The sequence below is a fragment of the Pedobacter panaciterrae genome (genome assembly GCF_013204795.1).
Taxonomy (GTDB): domain Bacteria; phylum Bacteroidota; class Bacteroidia; order Sphingobacteriales; family Sphingobacteriaceae; genus Pedobacter; species Pedobacter panaciterrae.
The window spans coordinates 227,454-244,492 of the sequence record NZ_JABMKW010000008.1 but is presented as its reverse complement, the minus strand read 5'-3'; the positions used below and the strand labels follow the sequence as shown (position 1 = coordinate 244,492).

General features: G+C 36.7%; 9 protein-coding genes. All 9 read right to left on the bottom strand.

What is annotated here, in order from left to right; translation table 11 throughout:
- Nucleotides 1–114 precede the first annotated feature (114 nt).
- Nucleotides 115–1,167: a FecR family protein gene (locus tag HQN86_RS03160; protein ID WP_172659582.1), complete on the bottom strand. Its 1,053-nt coding sequence runs from the start codon at nucleotides 1,165–1,167 to the stop codon at nucleotides 115–117.
- 72 nt (nucleotides 1,168–1,239) lie between these two features.
- On the bottom strand, nucleotides 1,240–1,821 hold the full coding sequence (locus HQN86_RS03155) for a sigma-70 family RNA polymerase sigma factor (RefSeq protein ID WP_172659581.1): 582 nt from the start codon (nucleotides 1,819–1,821) through the stop codon (nucleotides 1,240–1,242).
- A 66-nt stretch (nucleotides 1,822–1,887) separates the two neighbouring features.
- Nucleotides 1,888–3,057, bottom strand: a complete 1,170-nt coding sequence (locus HQN86_RS03150; protein WP_172659580.1) for a multiheme c-type cytochrome — start codon at nucleotides 3,055–3,057, stop codon at nucleotides 1,888–1,890.
- A 14-nt stretch (nucleotides 3,058–3,071) separates the two neighbouring features.
- On the bottom strand, nucleotides 3,072–4,841 hold the full coding sequence (locus HQN86_RS03145) for a cellulase family glycosylhydrolase (RefSeq protein WP_172659579.1): 1,770 nt from the start codon (nucleotides 4,839–4,841) through the stop codon (nucleotides 3,072–3,074).
- Between the two features lie 48 nt (nucleotides 4,842–4,889).
- Nucleotides 4,890–6,293, bottom strand: coding sequence for a glycoside hydrolase family 30 protein (locus HQN86_RS03140; protein WP_172659578.1), 1,404 nt, complete (start codon nucleotides 6,291–6,293; stop codon nucleotides 4,890–4,892).
- Between the two features lie 67 nt (nucleotides 6,294–6,360).
- The gene (locus HQN86_RS03135) at nucleotides 6,361–7,896 is read right to left on the bottom strand and encodes a RagB/SusD family nutrient uptake outer membrane protein (protein ID WP_172659577.1); all 1,536 of its coding nucleotides are present in this window, start codon (nucleotides 7,894–7,896) and stop codon (nucleotides 6,361–6,363) included.
- Between the two features lie 11 nt (nucleotides 7,897–7,907).
- A complete protein-coding gene (locus HQN86_RS03130) occupies nucleotides 7,908–11,039 on the bottom strand; it encodes a SusC/RagA family TonB-linked outer membrane protein (protein WP_172659576.1) in 3,132 nt (1,043 codons plus the stop codon).
- A 219-nt stretch (nucleotides 11,040–11,258) separates the two neighbouring features.
- Nucleotides 11,259–14,174: a ligand-binding sensor domain-containing protein gene (locus HQN86_RS03125; RefSeq protein ID WP_172659575.1), complete on the bottom strand. Its 2,916-nt coding sequence runs from the start codon at nucleotides 14,172–14,174 to the stop codon at nucleotides 11,259–11,261.
- A gap of 92 nt (nucleotides 14,175–14,266) precedes the next feature.
- Nucleotides 14,267–17,035, bottom strand: a complete 2,769-nt coding sequence (locus tag HQN86_RS03120) for an outer membrane beta-barrel protein (RefSeq protein ID WP_172659574.1) — start codon at nucleotides 17,033–17,035, stop codon at nucleotides 14,267–14,269.
- Nucleotides 17,036–17,039: the final 4 nt, after the last annotated feature.

The following is a 17,039-nucleotide window of genomic DNA, read 5'->3' as shown; positions in this document are numbered from 1 at the left end:
ACTGGCAATGTCCCGCAACATTGTCAGTTTTTTTTTTATCATTTGGTTAGTAAAATTCTCTTTTCTTCATAAGCTGGTTTGGTTAGGTTTTTAGTTCTGGTTGATTTTTAGGTTTTAATTTTTTTCTTTGATAATTATTTTAGTCTCTTTTACCTGATAGGTTGCCTGAATTGATTCACATAGAAAATCTAACTGACTGTATAAATCTTGTTCAGAGAGGTCGCCCGTAAATGTATAGTTGTACAATTCTTTGTCTTCCACAACAAATTCAATCCCATATGATTTTTGAAGCTGATTTAGGACATCGGCAACACGGCTGTCATTGAAAGAATAGCTCTCTTTTATAGGTTGCTTATTATTTTTTGCTATCGGTAAAGGTTTATCAACAAGTGTGGTTGCAAATGTATTTTCGGAGGCACTATAAACAGTTTTCTGATTTGGGGTAAGTATCACCCCTTTGCCTGATTTTAAGAGGTCACCAATTTTAAAGGAAAGGGTCCCGGAGTTTGGAGAAACAATTACTTTTCCTGTTTTAACTGTTACTTCAGTTTCGCTTGCTGTACTATTTGTTTTTACGATAAAGCTGGTTCCTACAACTCTTGTAATTACATTGCTGTTGTATACAAGGAATGGTTTGGATGGGTTTTTACTGATCTCAAAAAAGCCTTCTCCCTCAAGTGTGACTTCACGAACAGTTTTGGAAAAATGTTTAGGGTACTTCAATAAAGATTTTGGTTGCAGGGTAACAGAACTTCCGTCTTCCAAATTTACTACCATGGGCATAGCAGTATTATTTGAAACAGAATTAATATTGTTTGCAATTGAGGCAACCATGAATTCAGGTTTTTTACTGTCAACTCTAAAGAATACATAGGCGGTAATAATTACAAAGCCTGCAATTACGGCAGCAACAGCAGTTATTAAAGTTCTGGATGTTTGGCGCTGAGGTTTAAGTTTACGAACAGGAGTTTCATCTTCTGTGATGGCACTTTCATGTATTCTGTCCCACAGTTTCTGCTCCAATGCATTTATTTGGGTTGGGGCAATATCTTCCATATCATGCTTATCAAGCATTCCATACCATTTTTCGATAATTTCCTTTTCTTCATCTGTACACCTGTTCTGCAGGTATCTTTCCAGTAATAGATGAAATGCTTCTCTGCTCATTTTTATAGCTTTTAAACTATATGTAAGCTAAGTAGCCCTTATCCCTAAAATAATTTTAAAAAAAAATGAAACTTATAGAAACATAATAAAAGCAACCAATAGAAACAGGTACTCTTTAAGGTAAAACCGAATTGATTTAAGCGATTGGGTAATGTGATATTCAACTGCTTTTTCGGATATATGAAGCTGCTCAGATATATCTTTAACCGAGCGGTGTTCAATTCGGCTCATTCTGAATACCTCGGCAGTTTTTTTGGGAAGCAGTGCAATCCCTCTGGCAAGTGCGTCAGAGAGTTCATTAAGCATCAATAGATAATCGGTATTGTTTACTACCCCATAATTCGCAGAAGCCTTTACATAATTGTGATAGTTTTCCTGAACCAATAATGATTTGTAATGATTGATGATACAATATTTTAAACTCCCGAAAAGATAAGCCCCTAATGAATTTATTGTTACTGTTTCTCTTCGTCTCCATAGTTCCACAAAGAGATTTTGGGTTAACTCTTCGGCAAGCTCTTTATGGTGTACTTTCTTATAAGCAACCTGATATACCTTTTGCCAGTACCGCAAATACATCTCCTTAAACGCATGCTGGCAACTTCCTTTGAAAAGAACAATTAATTCGTCATCAGATAAGAGCCTGTAATCCATGAATTTAATGTCTGCTTAAAACAAATTTAACAATATAATTCAAACAGTGACACAAAATTTTTACGCTTAATATATTGCTATACGGTGTGACCTGAGCATATACGGACTTACGTCTGACATGCCGGCCTGTTGAAAGCTAATTGCCTTGGAAGGTTTTAAAGGCATATGGCAATCAATACAATTGGTTTTTACCATAGCGTTTTCCAATGTTTTCTGTGTATGCTTTATGGTAGCATGACAACTTATACATTTTTTTGAATACAATGTTAAGCTTCCTTTGTTCTGATCATGCGGGCTATGGCACGTTGAACATTCGAGCGAATTACTTTTAGTAAAACATTTACTCGCCTCAAGCATCTGGTTTTGCTGGCCGTGAACATCGAGTTGGGATTCCTGAGCCGATGAAACATGCGCGTAATATTGTTTAATATCTTCTCCTGGCTTAAAAGAAAATGTAGATTTCAGTAACTCTGCATCATTACCGGAATGACAAATGCCACATGCATCAACTCTTTGTTTCCTTGTAAGTGTTTTATAAAGCACCATAAATTTAGCTTCCTTCTCATCAGGATTTTTTAAATGGAATTCAACATGTTTACCTGCTGGCCCATGGCAGCGCTCACAATCAATTCCATAAACAAGAGAAGATTTCAACATTTCGTGAGAAACAATTAAACTGCCATTATTTGCCTTGTTACTTTCTATAAAGGAGCTATGACATTCTAAGCATCGTGAGTCTATTATCCTTCCAAAATCCGGGCTGCTTGTTCGCAGACCCGGACTGTTAGCCCATCCATTTATTTGATTAAAAAAAGAGAGTGGAAGTTGTCTTAATATATTCCCTCTCCATGAGGCATAGGTATAAGCATTTTTACCTGCCCCAATAGCAATATCAAATCTTTTAGCCAGATCTTCTTTTCCATTAAAATAAACAACCTGATAGGTACCACTATCTCTTTTTTCTATGGCAACTTTTAAGTTTTTATCATACTCATAAACGTAATCAGTACCAAGTTTGATCTGATTATTATTCTCTACCGGGCTTGAAGCAGCATAATGAACATCATTTAAATAAGAATTGGAAATATCTTTATGACATTGGACACATGTTTTTGCACCTGCAATGGATGTTTCTGTTGCTTTCATATTTTTGGAGGTATCCATACATTGGGAGAATAGAATCACCAAAATAGCTATAGTACTGAACACAAGGAGTAAACGTCCTTTACGCTTCATAATTTAATTTGCAATTACATTTGTCTAATAAATTGAAGGTAATTAAAATTAAAATAACCTGTATCTGCCAAAACCTTTATACTTTGTTTCCCTGCTTTGAGTGGAATATTCTTTATTTCTATTGTTTTAAAAGTTGTTAATCCGCCTGTGTTGGATACCGTGATTTCTTTTGCGATTAAGGCTCCGTCAGAAGCTAAAGAAATCCTTCCCTTCGTATTATCTGAAGCAACATTTAATTTAATAGTATATATTCCTTTTTTTTCTACATCAACAGTATACTGAAGCCACTCTCCTGATTCAATATTATTAACGTAATAAGATTCATATTTGGTACTGTCTTTTGCAATATCCACCCCATCATTTCTATAAATTCTTCCTTTGTTTCCTGCAGTATATTTTCCGGTAGAGACGTGATAGTCTGCCGTGTCTTTATCAAAATAGGCAGCGCCGTTTCTGCCCAAATCGTAATCAACTCCATTCACAGTAGTAGTTTTTCCAATAATATGCTTTTTAAATGGCTTGGTTTCTGCAGAAAAAGGCTGACGGATCATTGCGTCAATTACATCATAATGGATAATTGTATTTTCAAGTCTTGCGTAAGTAGCAAGCTCCATTAAACCACTATAAACATTACTTTCTTTAGGTTTATTTCCATTTCCATTTATATAACTTACAACATCATTATAGTTCAGGTTAGATTTTATTTCCATTGGATTGTTGGCCCCAACTTTCTTTAGTGGCCACCATGCCCAACCAATATTATTAGTTTCAAATAAGCGAATGGCCTCGGTAAACCAAACATTTGAATTCTCTCCTGTCTCACCTAACCAAATAGGAATATTATACTGATCTCTTGTCTTGATCATATTTTCCGCCGATGCCTGATCATTATAGCTCCAGTATTTATGAAAGCTTAGAACCATATTATTGTCCCAAGGAGGAAGAATGCCATTATAATTATTTCCCCAGCCATTACCTTCAATTATAATAATGTGTTTTTTATCAACCTCTCTTATTGCTTTTGTGATATCAACCATTAATTTCTTTAATAGCTCATTCTTTTTTTCATTTATTCCATTCTTGTCTTTTGCAAGGTCCTCAAATCCCCAGTTAGGTTCGTTTATGATATCATATGCTCCAATCCAGGGTTCATTGACATATCGCTCTGCTAACTTCCTCCATAAAGCTATCGTTTTTTCCTGATTAGCAGGACTATCCCATAGTGACGGTTTTGAAGGGTCTCGATCTGAAATATTTAAATCATTTCCCTGTCCGCCAGGTGCTGCATGAAGATCCAAAATTAAATACATCTGATTTGCCTTGCACCATGAAAGTAAAGAGTCTGTCATCGCAAATCCCTTGTCTAGCCAGGTATTTTGTCCCTTCACAGATTCTTTTTCAATAGGTAATGTATAAAGGTTATAATGCATTGGTAACCTGATTGAGTTAAAGCCCCATGCTTTCATTGAATCTACATCAATCTTTCTGGTATGATTGGCAAGCCACAGATCATAAAATTCCTGGGTTTGTTTCGCCCCCATTAACTCTTCAATTCTTTCCCGAATACGATATTGCTGACCTTCTTTATTTATTTTTAACATGTAACCCTCCTGGAGCATCCATCCCCCAAGACCAACTCCTCTTAATAATACATTCTCGCCCTTTTCATTTACAATCTTCTTTCCATCTGCCCTTAAAAAGCCCTGTGCCAACCCAGACGTGGAATACAAAACAGATACCGCTATTATAAAAAATAGCCTGACTAATGTTAATTTTTGAAACATAAAAAGAGTATAAGTTAAATTGTGTGTTAAAGTTATTTTGAGGATATATTACCAGATATAGGTTGCAACATCACCATTGTCAATCGTATCGCTTAGTAATTTACCATTAAAGCTAATATTAAATGTTTGTGCATTCTTTCCACTATTGGCAACTATTAGTACTTTTTTTCCGTCAGGAGTTTTAAATGCAACATTAGAAAGCTCTTTGGGCTCGCTGGAAGCAATTCGCAGAGAACCAGGGCGAACAAATTTAGATGCATGCGCTATCGAATAATAGGCTAGGTTCCTTGTTACTTTATCTTCATCTATCGTAACTGCGCCTTGGCACATCGGGCATCCTCCTCTATCCGTAAAAGGTTTATTTTCAGGATCTGCTGCTAAATTCCATTCTAAAACATTTCTGCTCCAGTTTCTGGTAGCTCCTATAATGAGTCTTTTAATTGGTGATAAAATGTTGATCCTATTTTCGTTTGGATCTTCAATAACCATTTGTTCTGTAAAATAAATATTCTTGTCAGGATAGGCATTGTGCACATCTGTTAATGCCTCAATTTCTCCACCGTAAAGATGAAAAGCAGACCCATCAATATATTTCCTGGCATCAGGATCATTTAGAATCGTAATTGGATAATCAGGACGATCCGCATTATGGTCATATATAATAATCTTTGTCTTTAAACCGGCTTTCTGGAAAGCGGGTCCAAGGTTATTCTTAATAAAGATTGCCTGGTCAGGTGCCACCATCAGCAGGCTTGGGTTATTGCCAGGATGAAGTGGTTCATTTTGAATAGTAACAGCATCTATATGAATTCCTTCTTTGCCCATATCCTGAATATACCTGACAAAGTATTTTGCATAAGCTTCATAAAATTCAGGTTTTAACATCCCCCCTCTTGCATCATAAGATGTTTTCATCCATAGCGGTGGCGACCAGGGCGACCCCATTATTTTGATATTTGGATTGATAGAAAGTATTTCTTTCATTACGGGAATTACATCTATTCGATCGGGACCCAATTCAAATTTGGTTTGCTCCAAATCTGTTTCTCCCTCAGCTAAATCATTATATGAAAATACTTTCTCATTTAGATCTGAGGCACCGATGGTCAGTCGTATATAGCTAACCCCAATATTATTACCATCAGTAGCAAATAATTCCTTTAACAAAGCTGCCCTTGCTTTAGGGCTCATTTTAATGAGATGTTGGGCGCTTCCTCCAGTTAACGCATAGCCAAAACCATCAATTGATTGGAAAGGCTCTTTCTCATCAACTACAATGGTTGGATTGTTATTTTTTATGCCCGCAAATTTCAATATTCTTTTCTGTTTGGTAAATAGAACTGATTTATCTGCTTTTGTAAGCCATAGGCTCACATCATTTTGAGCATTTGCGACAAATGAAACAAATGTAATAACCAGCCCTAGAATTGAACTGAGCTTTTTTGATCTCATAATTATTAAGTGATGTATATTAGAAAACAGAAATAAGAGGTGGATGTCTTATCCACCTCTTAGCGCATTATTTAGTACCACCCCACTCTTTACTCTGAACTATCTTTGTATTATTTAGTTCACCATTTGGAATAGGTAATGTTTCATTTTTTCCGGCCACAAAACCTTTAAAGGCTAGTTTAGCAGGTGCAAGTCCCCAACGCACAAGATCAAACCAGCGCTGTCCTTCAGCTGCTAGTTCAATACGTCTTTCTTTTATTATATTATCCATGGTAACGTCCACTGGTTTCAATCCAACTCTGGCTCTTACTGCATTTAAAGCAGCATAAGCTCTGCTTCCTGCTCCAACAGCTCCTCCACTTTTCAATACAGCTTCAGCTTCCATTAAGTAAGTGTCGGCCAAACGTATTTCATAAAGATTATAAGGGAAGTTAAGTTCAAGCTGTCCGCTATTGGCTTTGGTGGATACTCTGCCAGCATACTTTTCAACAAAATAACCAGTATTATCGTTGGCGTGTTTATAAGTTACAATACCGGCCTTTTCAAGACTATCTAAATTTGCAACTGTTGGTTTATTACGAGGATCGAAGTGAATGAGTGCAAAGAACTCTTTAGTAAATGGCATAACACTCCATCCGGAAACATAATCCGGAGCTTTGTCAGGAATTAGAATATTGTAGTTCCGAGGGCCCGACATAATCCCAGCTACATTACCTTCGCCACTACCAACATTACCCCAGCCCATATTTGAAGTGCTGTTATAGGAAATCTCAAGAATGGATTCGGAATTGAATTTATTAGCGAGTTTATACAAGTCCTCAAACTTGCTCATTAGCACATAACCATATTTACTAGGCGTAGTACCGGGCGAAGGACCGTTTACATCTGCAAATTCAGTAGCGGCATCAGCAAATTTTTCCTGCCAAAGGTATACCTTACCGAGTACTGCATGAGCCGCTCCCTGGGTTAACCTTCCACCTTCAGTGTTTCTTGGAACCGTTAACGGAAGATTGGGGATAGCTTCTTTTAAATCCAATTCAATTTGTTTGTATACATCGGCAGGAGGAACCTGTAGGACATTATACCAATCACTCGTTTCAACGGGTTTTAAAATAAGGGGTATGTTCTTAAATATCCGAACCAGGTCGAAATAAAAGATAGCTCTTAAAGCTTTTGCTTCTGCAATATATCTGTTTTTGGTACTGGCATCCATTTGAATCTCCTCTACCTTTTGTAAAAATATATTGGCCCTATAAACCCCGGTAAAGCCTTTACCCCACAGATAACTTGGTGCTCCGGATAATGAACTTACTGTATAGTTATTCATTGCCTGCAGATCACCAAGATCAGATGGGGAATCACCTCCAGCGTAGTGATCATCAGACCCGGAAGAAAAAATATTTAGCTTGGTTAAATAGCCACCAGACTGGTTTCCAAATTGATCATACACCGAGATCAAACTACTAAAAGCCTGTTCAGGAGTTTTATAATAATTAGATTCAAGTATTCTTTCTCTGGGATTTACATCCAGATCCTTTTTACATGATCCCATGAATTGCGCTCCAATAAAAAGAGCAGCTATATATGTTAATTTATTTTTCATTTTGATGTTTATTAAAATCCAACATTTAATCCAACCATAAACGAACGTGCCTGCGGATAGATTCCTTTATCAACTCCAAATACAGTTCCTCCAATTTCAGGATCATACCCTGTGTACTTAGTTATGGTAAAAAGGTTTTCACTCATTACATAAACACGTACTTTTTGCGCACCAATTTTTTGAATTACATTTTTAGGAATGTTATATCCAAGCTGTAATGTTTTTAATCTGAAATAATCTCCTTTTTCAAGATATCTTCTTGTGAAATTAGTGTTGTTTTTGTTGTCGTCCTTTTCAACAACTCTTGGTATGGTAGTCGAAGGATTTGTAGGCGTCCAACGATTTAGGATGTCAGTTTGCCAGTTAGCAAATGTTACATCTAAACGACGTAAGCCTTGAAATATCATATTGCCACCTGCTCCACTTCCAAACACTACAAAATCAAAGTTCTTATAGGCCATATTTATTGTTAGGCCATAAGTATATTTTGGAATCGGGCTTCCCAGATATGTCCTATCTGCTGCCTCAATCTGATTATCGCCATTTAAATTCGCGAACTTAACATCTCCGGGTTTTGCATTAGGCTGCAGCTTAGTTCCCCCTGGTCCGACATAACTATCAATTTCCGCTTGATTTTGAAAAATGCCAAGTGTTTCGTAACCATAGAATTCATTGAAAGAGTGCCCTATTCCTGTTCGGGTAATATTGCCCATACCCTGAAAGCTTTGGGCTTCATCTTCAATAAATAATTTACCTGTGGCAAGTTTAGTTACTTTGTTTTTTAAGAAGGAAACATTTCCATTTACGCCAAGGTTAAATTCTCCGAATGTTTTACGATATCCAAGTTCAAGTTCCAAACCCTTATTTTCCATATCTCCAATGTTTTGGGCTGGGGCTCCAGCTACACCTAGATAGCTTGGGGGTGTTGGATACTGAAGTACTCCAACTGTTTTCTTTTTATAAACGTCAAAGGCCAAAGTAAAGTTGGTGAATATAGTGGCATCAAAACCTAATGTTGTCTGGCGGGTTTCTTCCCATTTCAAATCCGGATTAGAAGGGGCTGCCGGGCTCCATCCTATTGAGCTGACATCTGTAGTTCCAAAAGTATAGTTCCGTCCACTTGAAACCAGGGCATTGTAAGCAAAATTGGAAATTTGATCATTACCTGTTACACCGTAACCCCCACGGATTTTAAAGAAATTTATAACGTTATTTTCCTTCCAGAAATTCTCTTTGGTAGGCACCCATCCTAATGAAAATGAAGGGAAGTATCCGAACTTATTGTTATCACCAAAACGCGATGAACCATCTCTTCTGATAATACCGGTAAAGAGGTATTTTTCGTCATAATTATAAGATATACGAGAAAATAAAGAGTTAACTTTATGAACTGTCCCATCGTTTCCATCTGCAGTTCTGTCTGCACTAACTGGTTTATAATTTAAATTTGCTTCTTCAAAGTTATTTGCAATAATATTGTTGAATGTTACATTTAAAGTTTTGACATTTTCATCAAGATAAATTCCCTGACCAACTATAATATTCGCATTATGCTTTCCAAACGTTTTTGAATAACTCAACGTGTTTTCAAAATTGTAATTCAAAACATTGTTCCAATTACGTACAAATGAGTTTTTAGTTCTGATATTGGATGAGTTTAAATAGGCAACCGGATTAAATGCATCATCGCCATAAAATGCAATCTTGGTTCCTAACGTTGATCTAAAAACTAAATCTTTAATAGGCTGTAGTTCTGCAAACGCATTTCCAATTATGTTATGATCCCAGCCATAATTCCCAAGTTTTGTTTGAATATAAGCAAGGGGATTAATTAATTCCTGGCCAACCCAAGGTGATAATCCAAATGGGTTTCCACTTTTATCTCTTAAAACATTTGGTGTTGTATATGGTGGTTTTGAAATAAGATCCGGGTTGGTTTCAATCGCCGGAGTGGTTGGATCTAAACCAATAGCAGAACTCAAAGGCCCTCCAAATTCATTATTTGTATTACCTAAGCTGCTATTTACAGAATGGCTATATCCTAAATTCTCTCCAACAGTTAACCATTTTGCAAGCTTATGAGTAGAATTTAAACGAATATTCGCTCTGTTCCATTTTGAAATCGGACTTGCAACTATACCTTCCTGCTTTATGTATCCGAAAGATGAATAAAATGTAGATTTCTCTCCGCCGCCTGCGATACTAAATTCATGGGTTTGTCTCCTCGCATCATTGTTAAATATGATATCCTGCCAATCGGTTCCCTTGCCTAATGCTGCGGGATTCGCAAATGGTAAAGTTGCATTAGGGTCTGTATTTTTTGCCGCTTCATTTCTAAGTGTAGCATACTCCGATGCATTTAACAGATCCAAAGTTTTTGCAGCTGCAGAAGTACCGTAAAATCCATTATAGTTAATTTGAAGAAGTCCGGATTTACCTCGCTTAGTAGTTACTATGATAACACCATTTGCAGCACGGGCTCCATAAATAGCTTGCGATGCTGCATCTTTTAAAACTTCTATAGATTCAATATCAGATTGATTTAGGTATCCAATACCTCCATTATCTACAATCACTCCGTCAACCACCCATAGAGGATTGTTGTTACCATCTTTTGCAAAGGTAGTATACCCCCTAATCCTTACCGTGGCTGCACTTCCCGGTTGCCCGTTATTTGTTGCTATGGTTACTCCGGAAGTTCTGCCCTGTAAAGCCTGTTCGACCCTATTTATCGGCATGCTTTCCAGGTCCTTAGCTTTTACACTTGAAATTGACCCAGTAACGTTACTCTTTTTCTGAGTTCCATAACCTACTACTACTACCTCTCCCAATGCAGTAACGTCTGTCTCTAATGCAATGTTAACAGAGGAGCTATTAGTTACGGTTATTGTTTGTGAAACCATCCCCAATTGGCTGATGATTAGTTTTGACCCTGCAGAGGGAACCGCGATCCTAAAATTTCCGCTGGCGTCTGTGAGCGTTGCTTTTGTGGTGCCTTGTAATGTTATGGTAACTCCTGGCAATGGTTTTCCATCGCTCTTGTCTGTTACCTTACCCGTTGCTGTTACTTCCTGTGCCATTGAGGCAAATGGGGACATAAGAAGACAGCAAACGAAGAAAATAAGTGTAAGACTTCTTTTCATACAATAAGATTTAGTTTAGTTTATAATTGGTTAATTTGACTTCCACCTGGCGGTTTCAGCTAACTCAAATCTATACCTGGAAACGGTTTTTATAATATTTCCATACCACTACACTACCCCTACAAAAAGAAATTCAAAGGCATTATCGCCATACAAGCGCCACTACATCACCACTACAGCGAGCAACTAAACTCCTGATTTACAATACAGTTATTTTAATCAGGAGCCCTCAGCAGTTCTTGATATCTGGATAAGGAAATCATATAGATTAGTTTCAGGCTGAATATGTAGTTTCTTCCTTAACCGATACCTTCCTACCTCCACTGCTTTTATTGTAATGTTCATGAGCTGAGCAATTTCCTTGGTAGAAAGGTTCATTTTAAGATAAGCACATAATTTAAGCTCATTAGGTGTGAGCTCCGGAAACTGATCTTTTAGCTTATTAAAGAAATTAGTATTAACAGTATTAAAATGGATTGAGAAGTTTTCCCAGTCCTGATCACTCTTTTCAACATCTCTTATGAGTCGGATCAAGTGTCGGAAGCTGGGGGAACTGTCGTTGATATCGTGATTTTTAATTACAGCAGAAATCACCTCTTTTATTTTAGCCAGCACCTTGCCTCTCTGGACCAGATGCATAGTCATATTAGATAGCTCTCTATTTTTATAATTTACATCGGCTTCCAGTTTTTCGTATTCTAAACGGACGATTTCTTTTTCGCTACGATCCATTTCAAGCTGATGAAGATAGCTTAATCTGGTCTGGGCTTTGATATGTTTCTTCTTTTGCCACTTAAAGAACATATAGATAATTACGCCCAGGAGCAATACATAGAACATATACATCCATATCGTTTGATACCAGGCAGGCAAAATTTCAAAAGTATACCCCACAACTTCAGACTCGTTGCCAAAACTATTTCTGGCTCTAACATTAAATGTATACTTCCCGGCAGGGAGGTTAGTATAATCTTTTTCACTTTTTTGCGTCCAGGACGACCATTCTTTATCAAAGCCAACAAGTTGATAACCGAATTCAATATTTGCCTGATGCTCAAATAGTGTAGATGAATATTCAAAATGAAGAGAACTGTACACATTCGCAAGTTTTAAAACAGAGGATAAATCCTGAGTTTTTACCATTTTATCTTTATTCAGGAAATAACCACCAAAGATTGTACTATCCTTTTTACCAAAAAGCTTTACTGTACCTAGTAAAACATTTGGTTTTGGGATATTCTCCAAATACTTGGCATAATTTAAATGATAAGCACCCTTATTGGCACCTATAAAAACATTCTCATCATTCAGATAATAAATAGACTCAAATCCACCAACTATTTTACCATCTAGCTGAGGAAAATAATGTATTGTAAATGATTTTGTAGTTGTTGGATGTCCAAAATCTAATATTCCAACTTTTTTATCTGAGACAAACCATAAGTTTCCTTTAGAATCTTCTTTAAGATATTGGATTCGCATTCGCTTTAATGCTTCGCTAAGTAAGACAAAAGGCTTAAAATTATCTTTTGCCGCATCATATTCATATACACCATTTTTAGTTGCGACCACAACCCGATTCTTTATTTTAAAAATGTAATTATACAAATGTGAAGGCAGCCCTTGCTTATCTGTATAGATGGTATATTTTTTTATTCTTTTAAAATCTTCAGACAATTCAATTTTATATACCCCGTGATATGGATGCGATGCCCATAAATTATTGTTGACATCAAATGCGATAAACCTTAAGGATTCTGTACGCCCTTCAATTTTGCCCTGATTGGTAAAACTTCCATTTCTATAACTTATTTTCTGAAGACCCAGATAGGTGCCAGCTATAATATCCTGTGAAGGATAAACCTCTGAAGTTGGTTCAAACAACCATGTTCCCGGCCGATTATATATTTGATGGGCAACATCATTTTCAATTTCAAAAAAGCCATCCTCATGCCCCATTAAAAGTTTGTTGTTGATTTCGCTAAGATTCCAGACCTGCCCTTTAGAGTTTTTAACTTCCGTAAATGCTTTGGTCGACAAACTTAAATCAGCAATACCATCTTCAATTTCTGTTACATATAAGCCATTAGATGTTCCGATATATAATTTCCCATTGAAATTACGTATAGCATAGCTTGTTATCTGTTTATTCTTATCAGGAAATATGCTTTTTACTGCGCTGTTAATGGCAACATAATCAATCCCATCATTCAGTGCTAACCAAAGGTTTTTGCTCCTATCAGTAATAAAGCCTCTTACATTGTTATTCTGTAAACCATCCTTATAGGTATATTTTTGTAAAACCTTCCCCTGTTTGTTAATAATTAGAACCCCTGCAGAGGTAGTTCCAATTACGTACTTATTACTGTCTATCCTATCAGCACCATAAATCCTGTCGTTATAAAATATCTGATCCAGGGCTGTTGGTTTAGGTGTAAGTTTTCCGTTGTGCATTAAAAAAAGTCCATTTTTTAACGTGGCGACCAGCATGGTGTCTTTATTGTATTCTATTATGGAAGTCACCGCAGATTTTAGCAACACTGGATCTGAACAATATGGTTTCCAGATCTCACCGTCATAAATCATTAATCCATGCCCTTTAGAATGAGCAAAAAACTGATGATTACTCTTACCTGCAAATTGCCATTCTATATCTGGTTTATAGGTTTTTACAACCCCATCTTTATAATAAAGAATAACGCTGGTTGTTCTGAAAACTACTGCATCATCTATAATAGCAACATTCCATATATCGGCAAAACTTCGGTATTTTTCGGGGATGAGAGGGATAATTGAATGATATTTCAATATTCCATTTTTCTCTGGATAAAAATATCCGGCTTCATCCTGTCCCCCAATAAAGATCCTATCTTTCGAATCTATTTCAACAGATCTTACAGAAGTAAAATTTGGCAATTTAATAAGATTCCAGAACCTGCCATCAAACCTCAGTAAACCTTCATTATTGCCAAAATATAAAATACCGTTCTTGTCTTGAGCAATATCCCAATTCTGCATTCCGGCTTTATACTGGTCATTATTATAGTTAAGTATTTGAGGTGTGCCAATTTGGCCCAGACCTTCAAAATGGGTAAAACAATATAGAATTAGGATGATTAGTAGAGTTTTCCTCATAAATTACAACAGACAAAAAAATCCGTATTTGGTTAGCTACCCAAAATACGGATTTTTGATCAACATAGGTGTCTCACCTAAAAAATCAAGTCCTACATGAAGCTTCCGTCTCCGCGACGCATAATGCCTCTACCACCACGTCCTTGAGAACCAGACCATTTTTGCAGTCTCATACTCAGTTTAAGCATAAAGTATCTACTGATGGGATTTACTCTTGTATTTATATAACCGCCATCATCTGGTTGCTGTGTTCTTAGAAAATTATTCTGATTTAAAATGTCAAATGCCTGAAAAGTGATCTGGCCTCTCCGGTTAAACAGTTGACGTTCCAAACTCGCATTTATCACTAAAGGGCTATTATTTGTATTTCCGACTATACCATTTATGAACTGCTTACTGCCATTGTAACCCAACATCCATACATCCCATAAGTATACTCTTCCATCTAAATTAAGAGAAAGCGTGTTAATTTCATTATTACCGGAACGAAGCGTTGAATTAGATTTTTCATTTTTGTATCCGATGTTCGGATTGATTTCGAACCACTCCGTAGGATTAATTTTTGGGCCAAAGCGCTGATCGAAAGAAGTAATATCAGTAGTATTCAAGATACCGTCCCGCATACTCAGGCTATGATTATAACTCACCGTACCATTAAGTTGCAAATTATACTTTCTGTTGTTGAGTTGCTTACTGATGTTGTAATTACCGGTTAGTCTATACACTCCACTAACATTCAAAAAGCGTGTTTCATTAATTTTACTGCCAGGGAGGTTTGGATCTGGATTGTCAACAGTTGCCACATTTCTGATTACAGCGTTTTCCGTATATGCCCCATTTACGTTTAGTGAAAGATTGAGCTTGGAGTTTGCAATATAATTATTGTAATCACCTCTTAAAGTATGCACAAAAGTGGCTATCAGGTCTGGATTACCAATAACCGGATTATTTGGATTTGTAACATCCCTTACCGGTTGTATCTGATCAAATGTTGGTTCTACTGCATTCCCTGAATAGTTCAAGGATATTCTTTGCTGTCTGCTCCAACGATATTCAAATCTTGCAATAGGGATCAGGTTAAAACTGGTCCGGTTTGTTGTCGTACCCAGACTTACTTTAGTTCCGGATAATAAAGCTGGCACACCTGTTAAACCAACAGAAAAACGAACTTTGGAAGCATTAGTCATTCCATATCTAAAATTCAACGCCACCCGGCCCTGTGTAAAGGAATAATTATAAATGTTGCTTAATGAATCTATAATATCTGAAACGCCGCCATTTAAAATATCCCTTGTCGTCGCGGTATTGTCATAACCATTGTAATTTATCTGGGCATTCACCTCGAATTGAGTATTGACTCCAAGAGGCTCCACATAAGTCATACTCCCGCGATAATTATCACGTCGATTCTTACGTGCTATGATCTGATTAATTATAGAATCTTTCCCGTCTTGCGCCGCTTCAGTATAAAAAGTTGTGAAATTGTATCTTTCCTGCTCATTATCCTGATTATTTTTATTCAAATCTATCTGGGTTGAAAAATTCCTTCTGTATTTTTTAAACAGATGCTGATAAAAAGCGGAAATACCAAATTGAGGCGCTGTGCTGGAATTTGAATTTGTTATGCGGCGGTCCTGATCCAGCCCCATTGAAAGACTACTCCCTCTTTGGCTTAAGGTGGAGGAGCCATTATTATCGGTAGAATTAGACTGGAAAGTCGGGACAACTTTAAGGTAATTACTTGAGTCCAGGTTTACTTCAAATTCAAGCTTAAAATTATGATTATTTGATTTTTGCAAGCCTGTATTTGAACTGTTGGAGTGCAATTGCCCATTATTTAAAATACTTAGGGATTCGGTCTCATTCAAATTGTCTCCATTGGAATTTTGAAATTGATAGCCCAAATTATAGTCTATTTTTTTTCCGATTTTATCACGCAAACTAAATCTGGCATTTGCATTCTTTGTCGTGCCACTTAATGCATTAAGATTAATTGCATCTTTATAATTACCGTTTATACCAATCTGTTGATTTCCGTTAATCCGCGTAGCAAATAATCCGGCTTCCTTTCTTTCCTTACTGCCTCCAGCGGTGTTCAGATTCACCATATTTCCAACAGACTTATCTGTTCTTGTAGTAATATTCAGTATTTTTTCAGGATCACCATCCTTTACGCCTGTACGGGCCGCCTGATCACCATAGTCATCAACAATCTGAATTTTATCAACGATTTCAGCAGGAAGATTTTTAATTGCATTTGCGATGTCACCTCCAAGATATTCCTTTCCATTCAATTTGGCCTTAGTAACTGCTTCTCCCTGATGGACTAAACTTCCATCAGTACCTACCTCCATACCTTCCATCTTTTTGAGCAGTTCGTCTACAGTAGCATTCTTTCGGACAATGTAATCGCTGGCCTTGTATTCAACTGTATCTGTTTTATAGGTAATTGAAGGAGTTCCATTAATAACTACTTCATTCAAAGTATTATGCTCTTCCTTAAGAACTATTGGATCCATCACAATCCTTGGGCTTGTGTCGTTTTGTTTAAAACGCATTGCTGGGGTATTAACATACCCAATACTCTGAACTACAATAATGTAAGTTGCTGACTTTACATTTCTAAAAACAAATACACCATCATTATTAGTACTGGTTTTTAGGGTATCCTTGTCGGAAGTTAAACTAACAGTTGCGCCAATTACTCCGAGGTCTGTAGAATCCTTTACAATTCCACTTATCTCACGCGTAGGCAAGGGTGGAGGAGGGTTTTGTTGCCCCTGTGCATAAAGTACTACAGAACTGAATACCAGTAGAAATAATACAATAGCAGGTTTCAATGCATTATATAAATAATTCATTTTT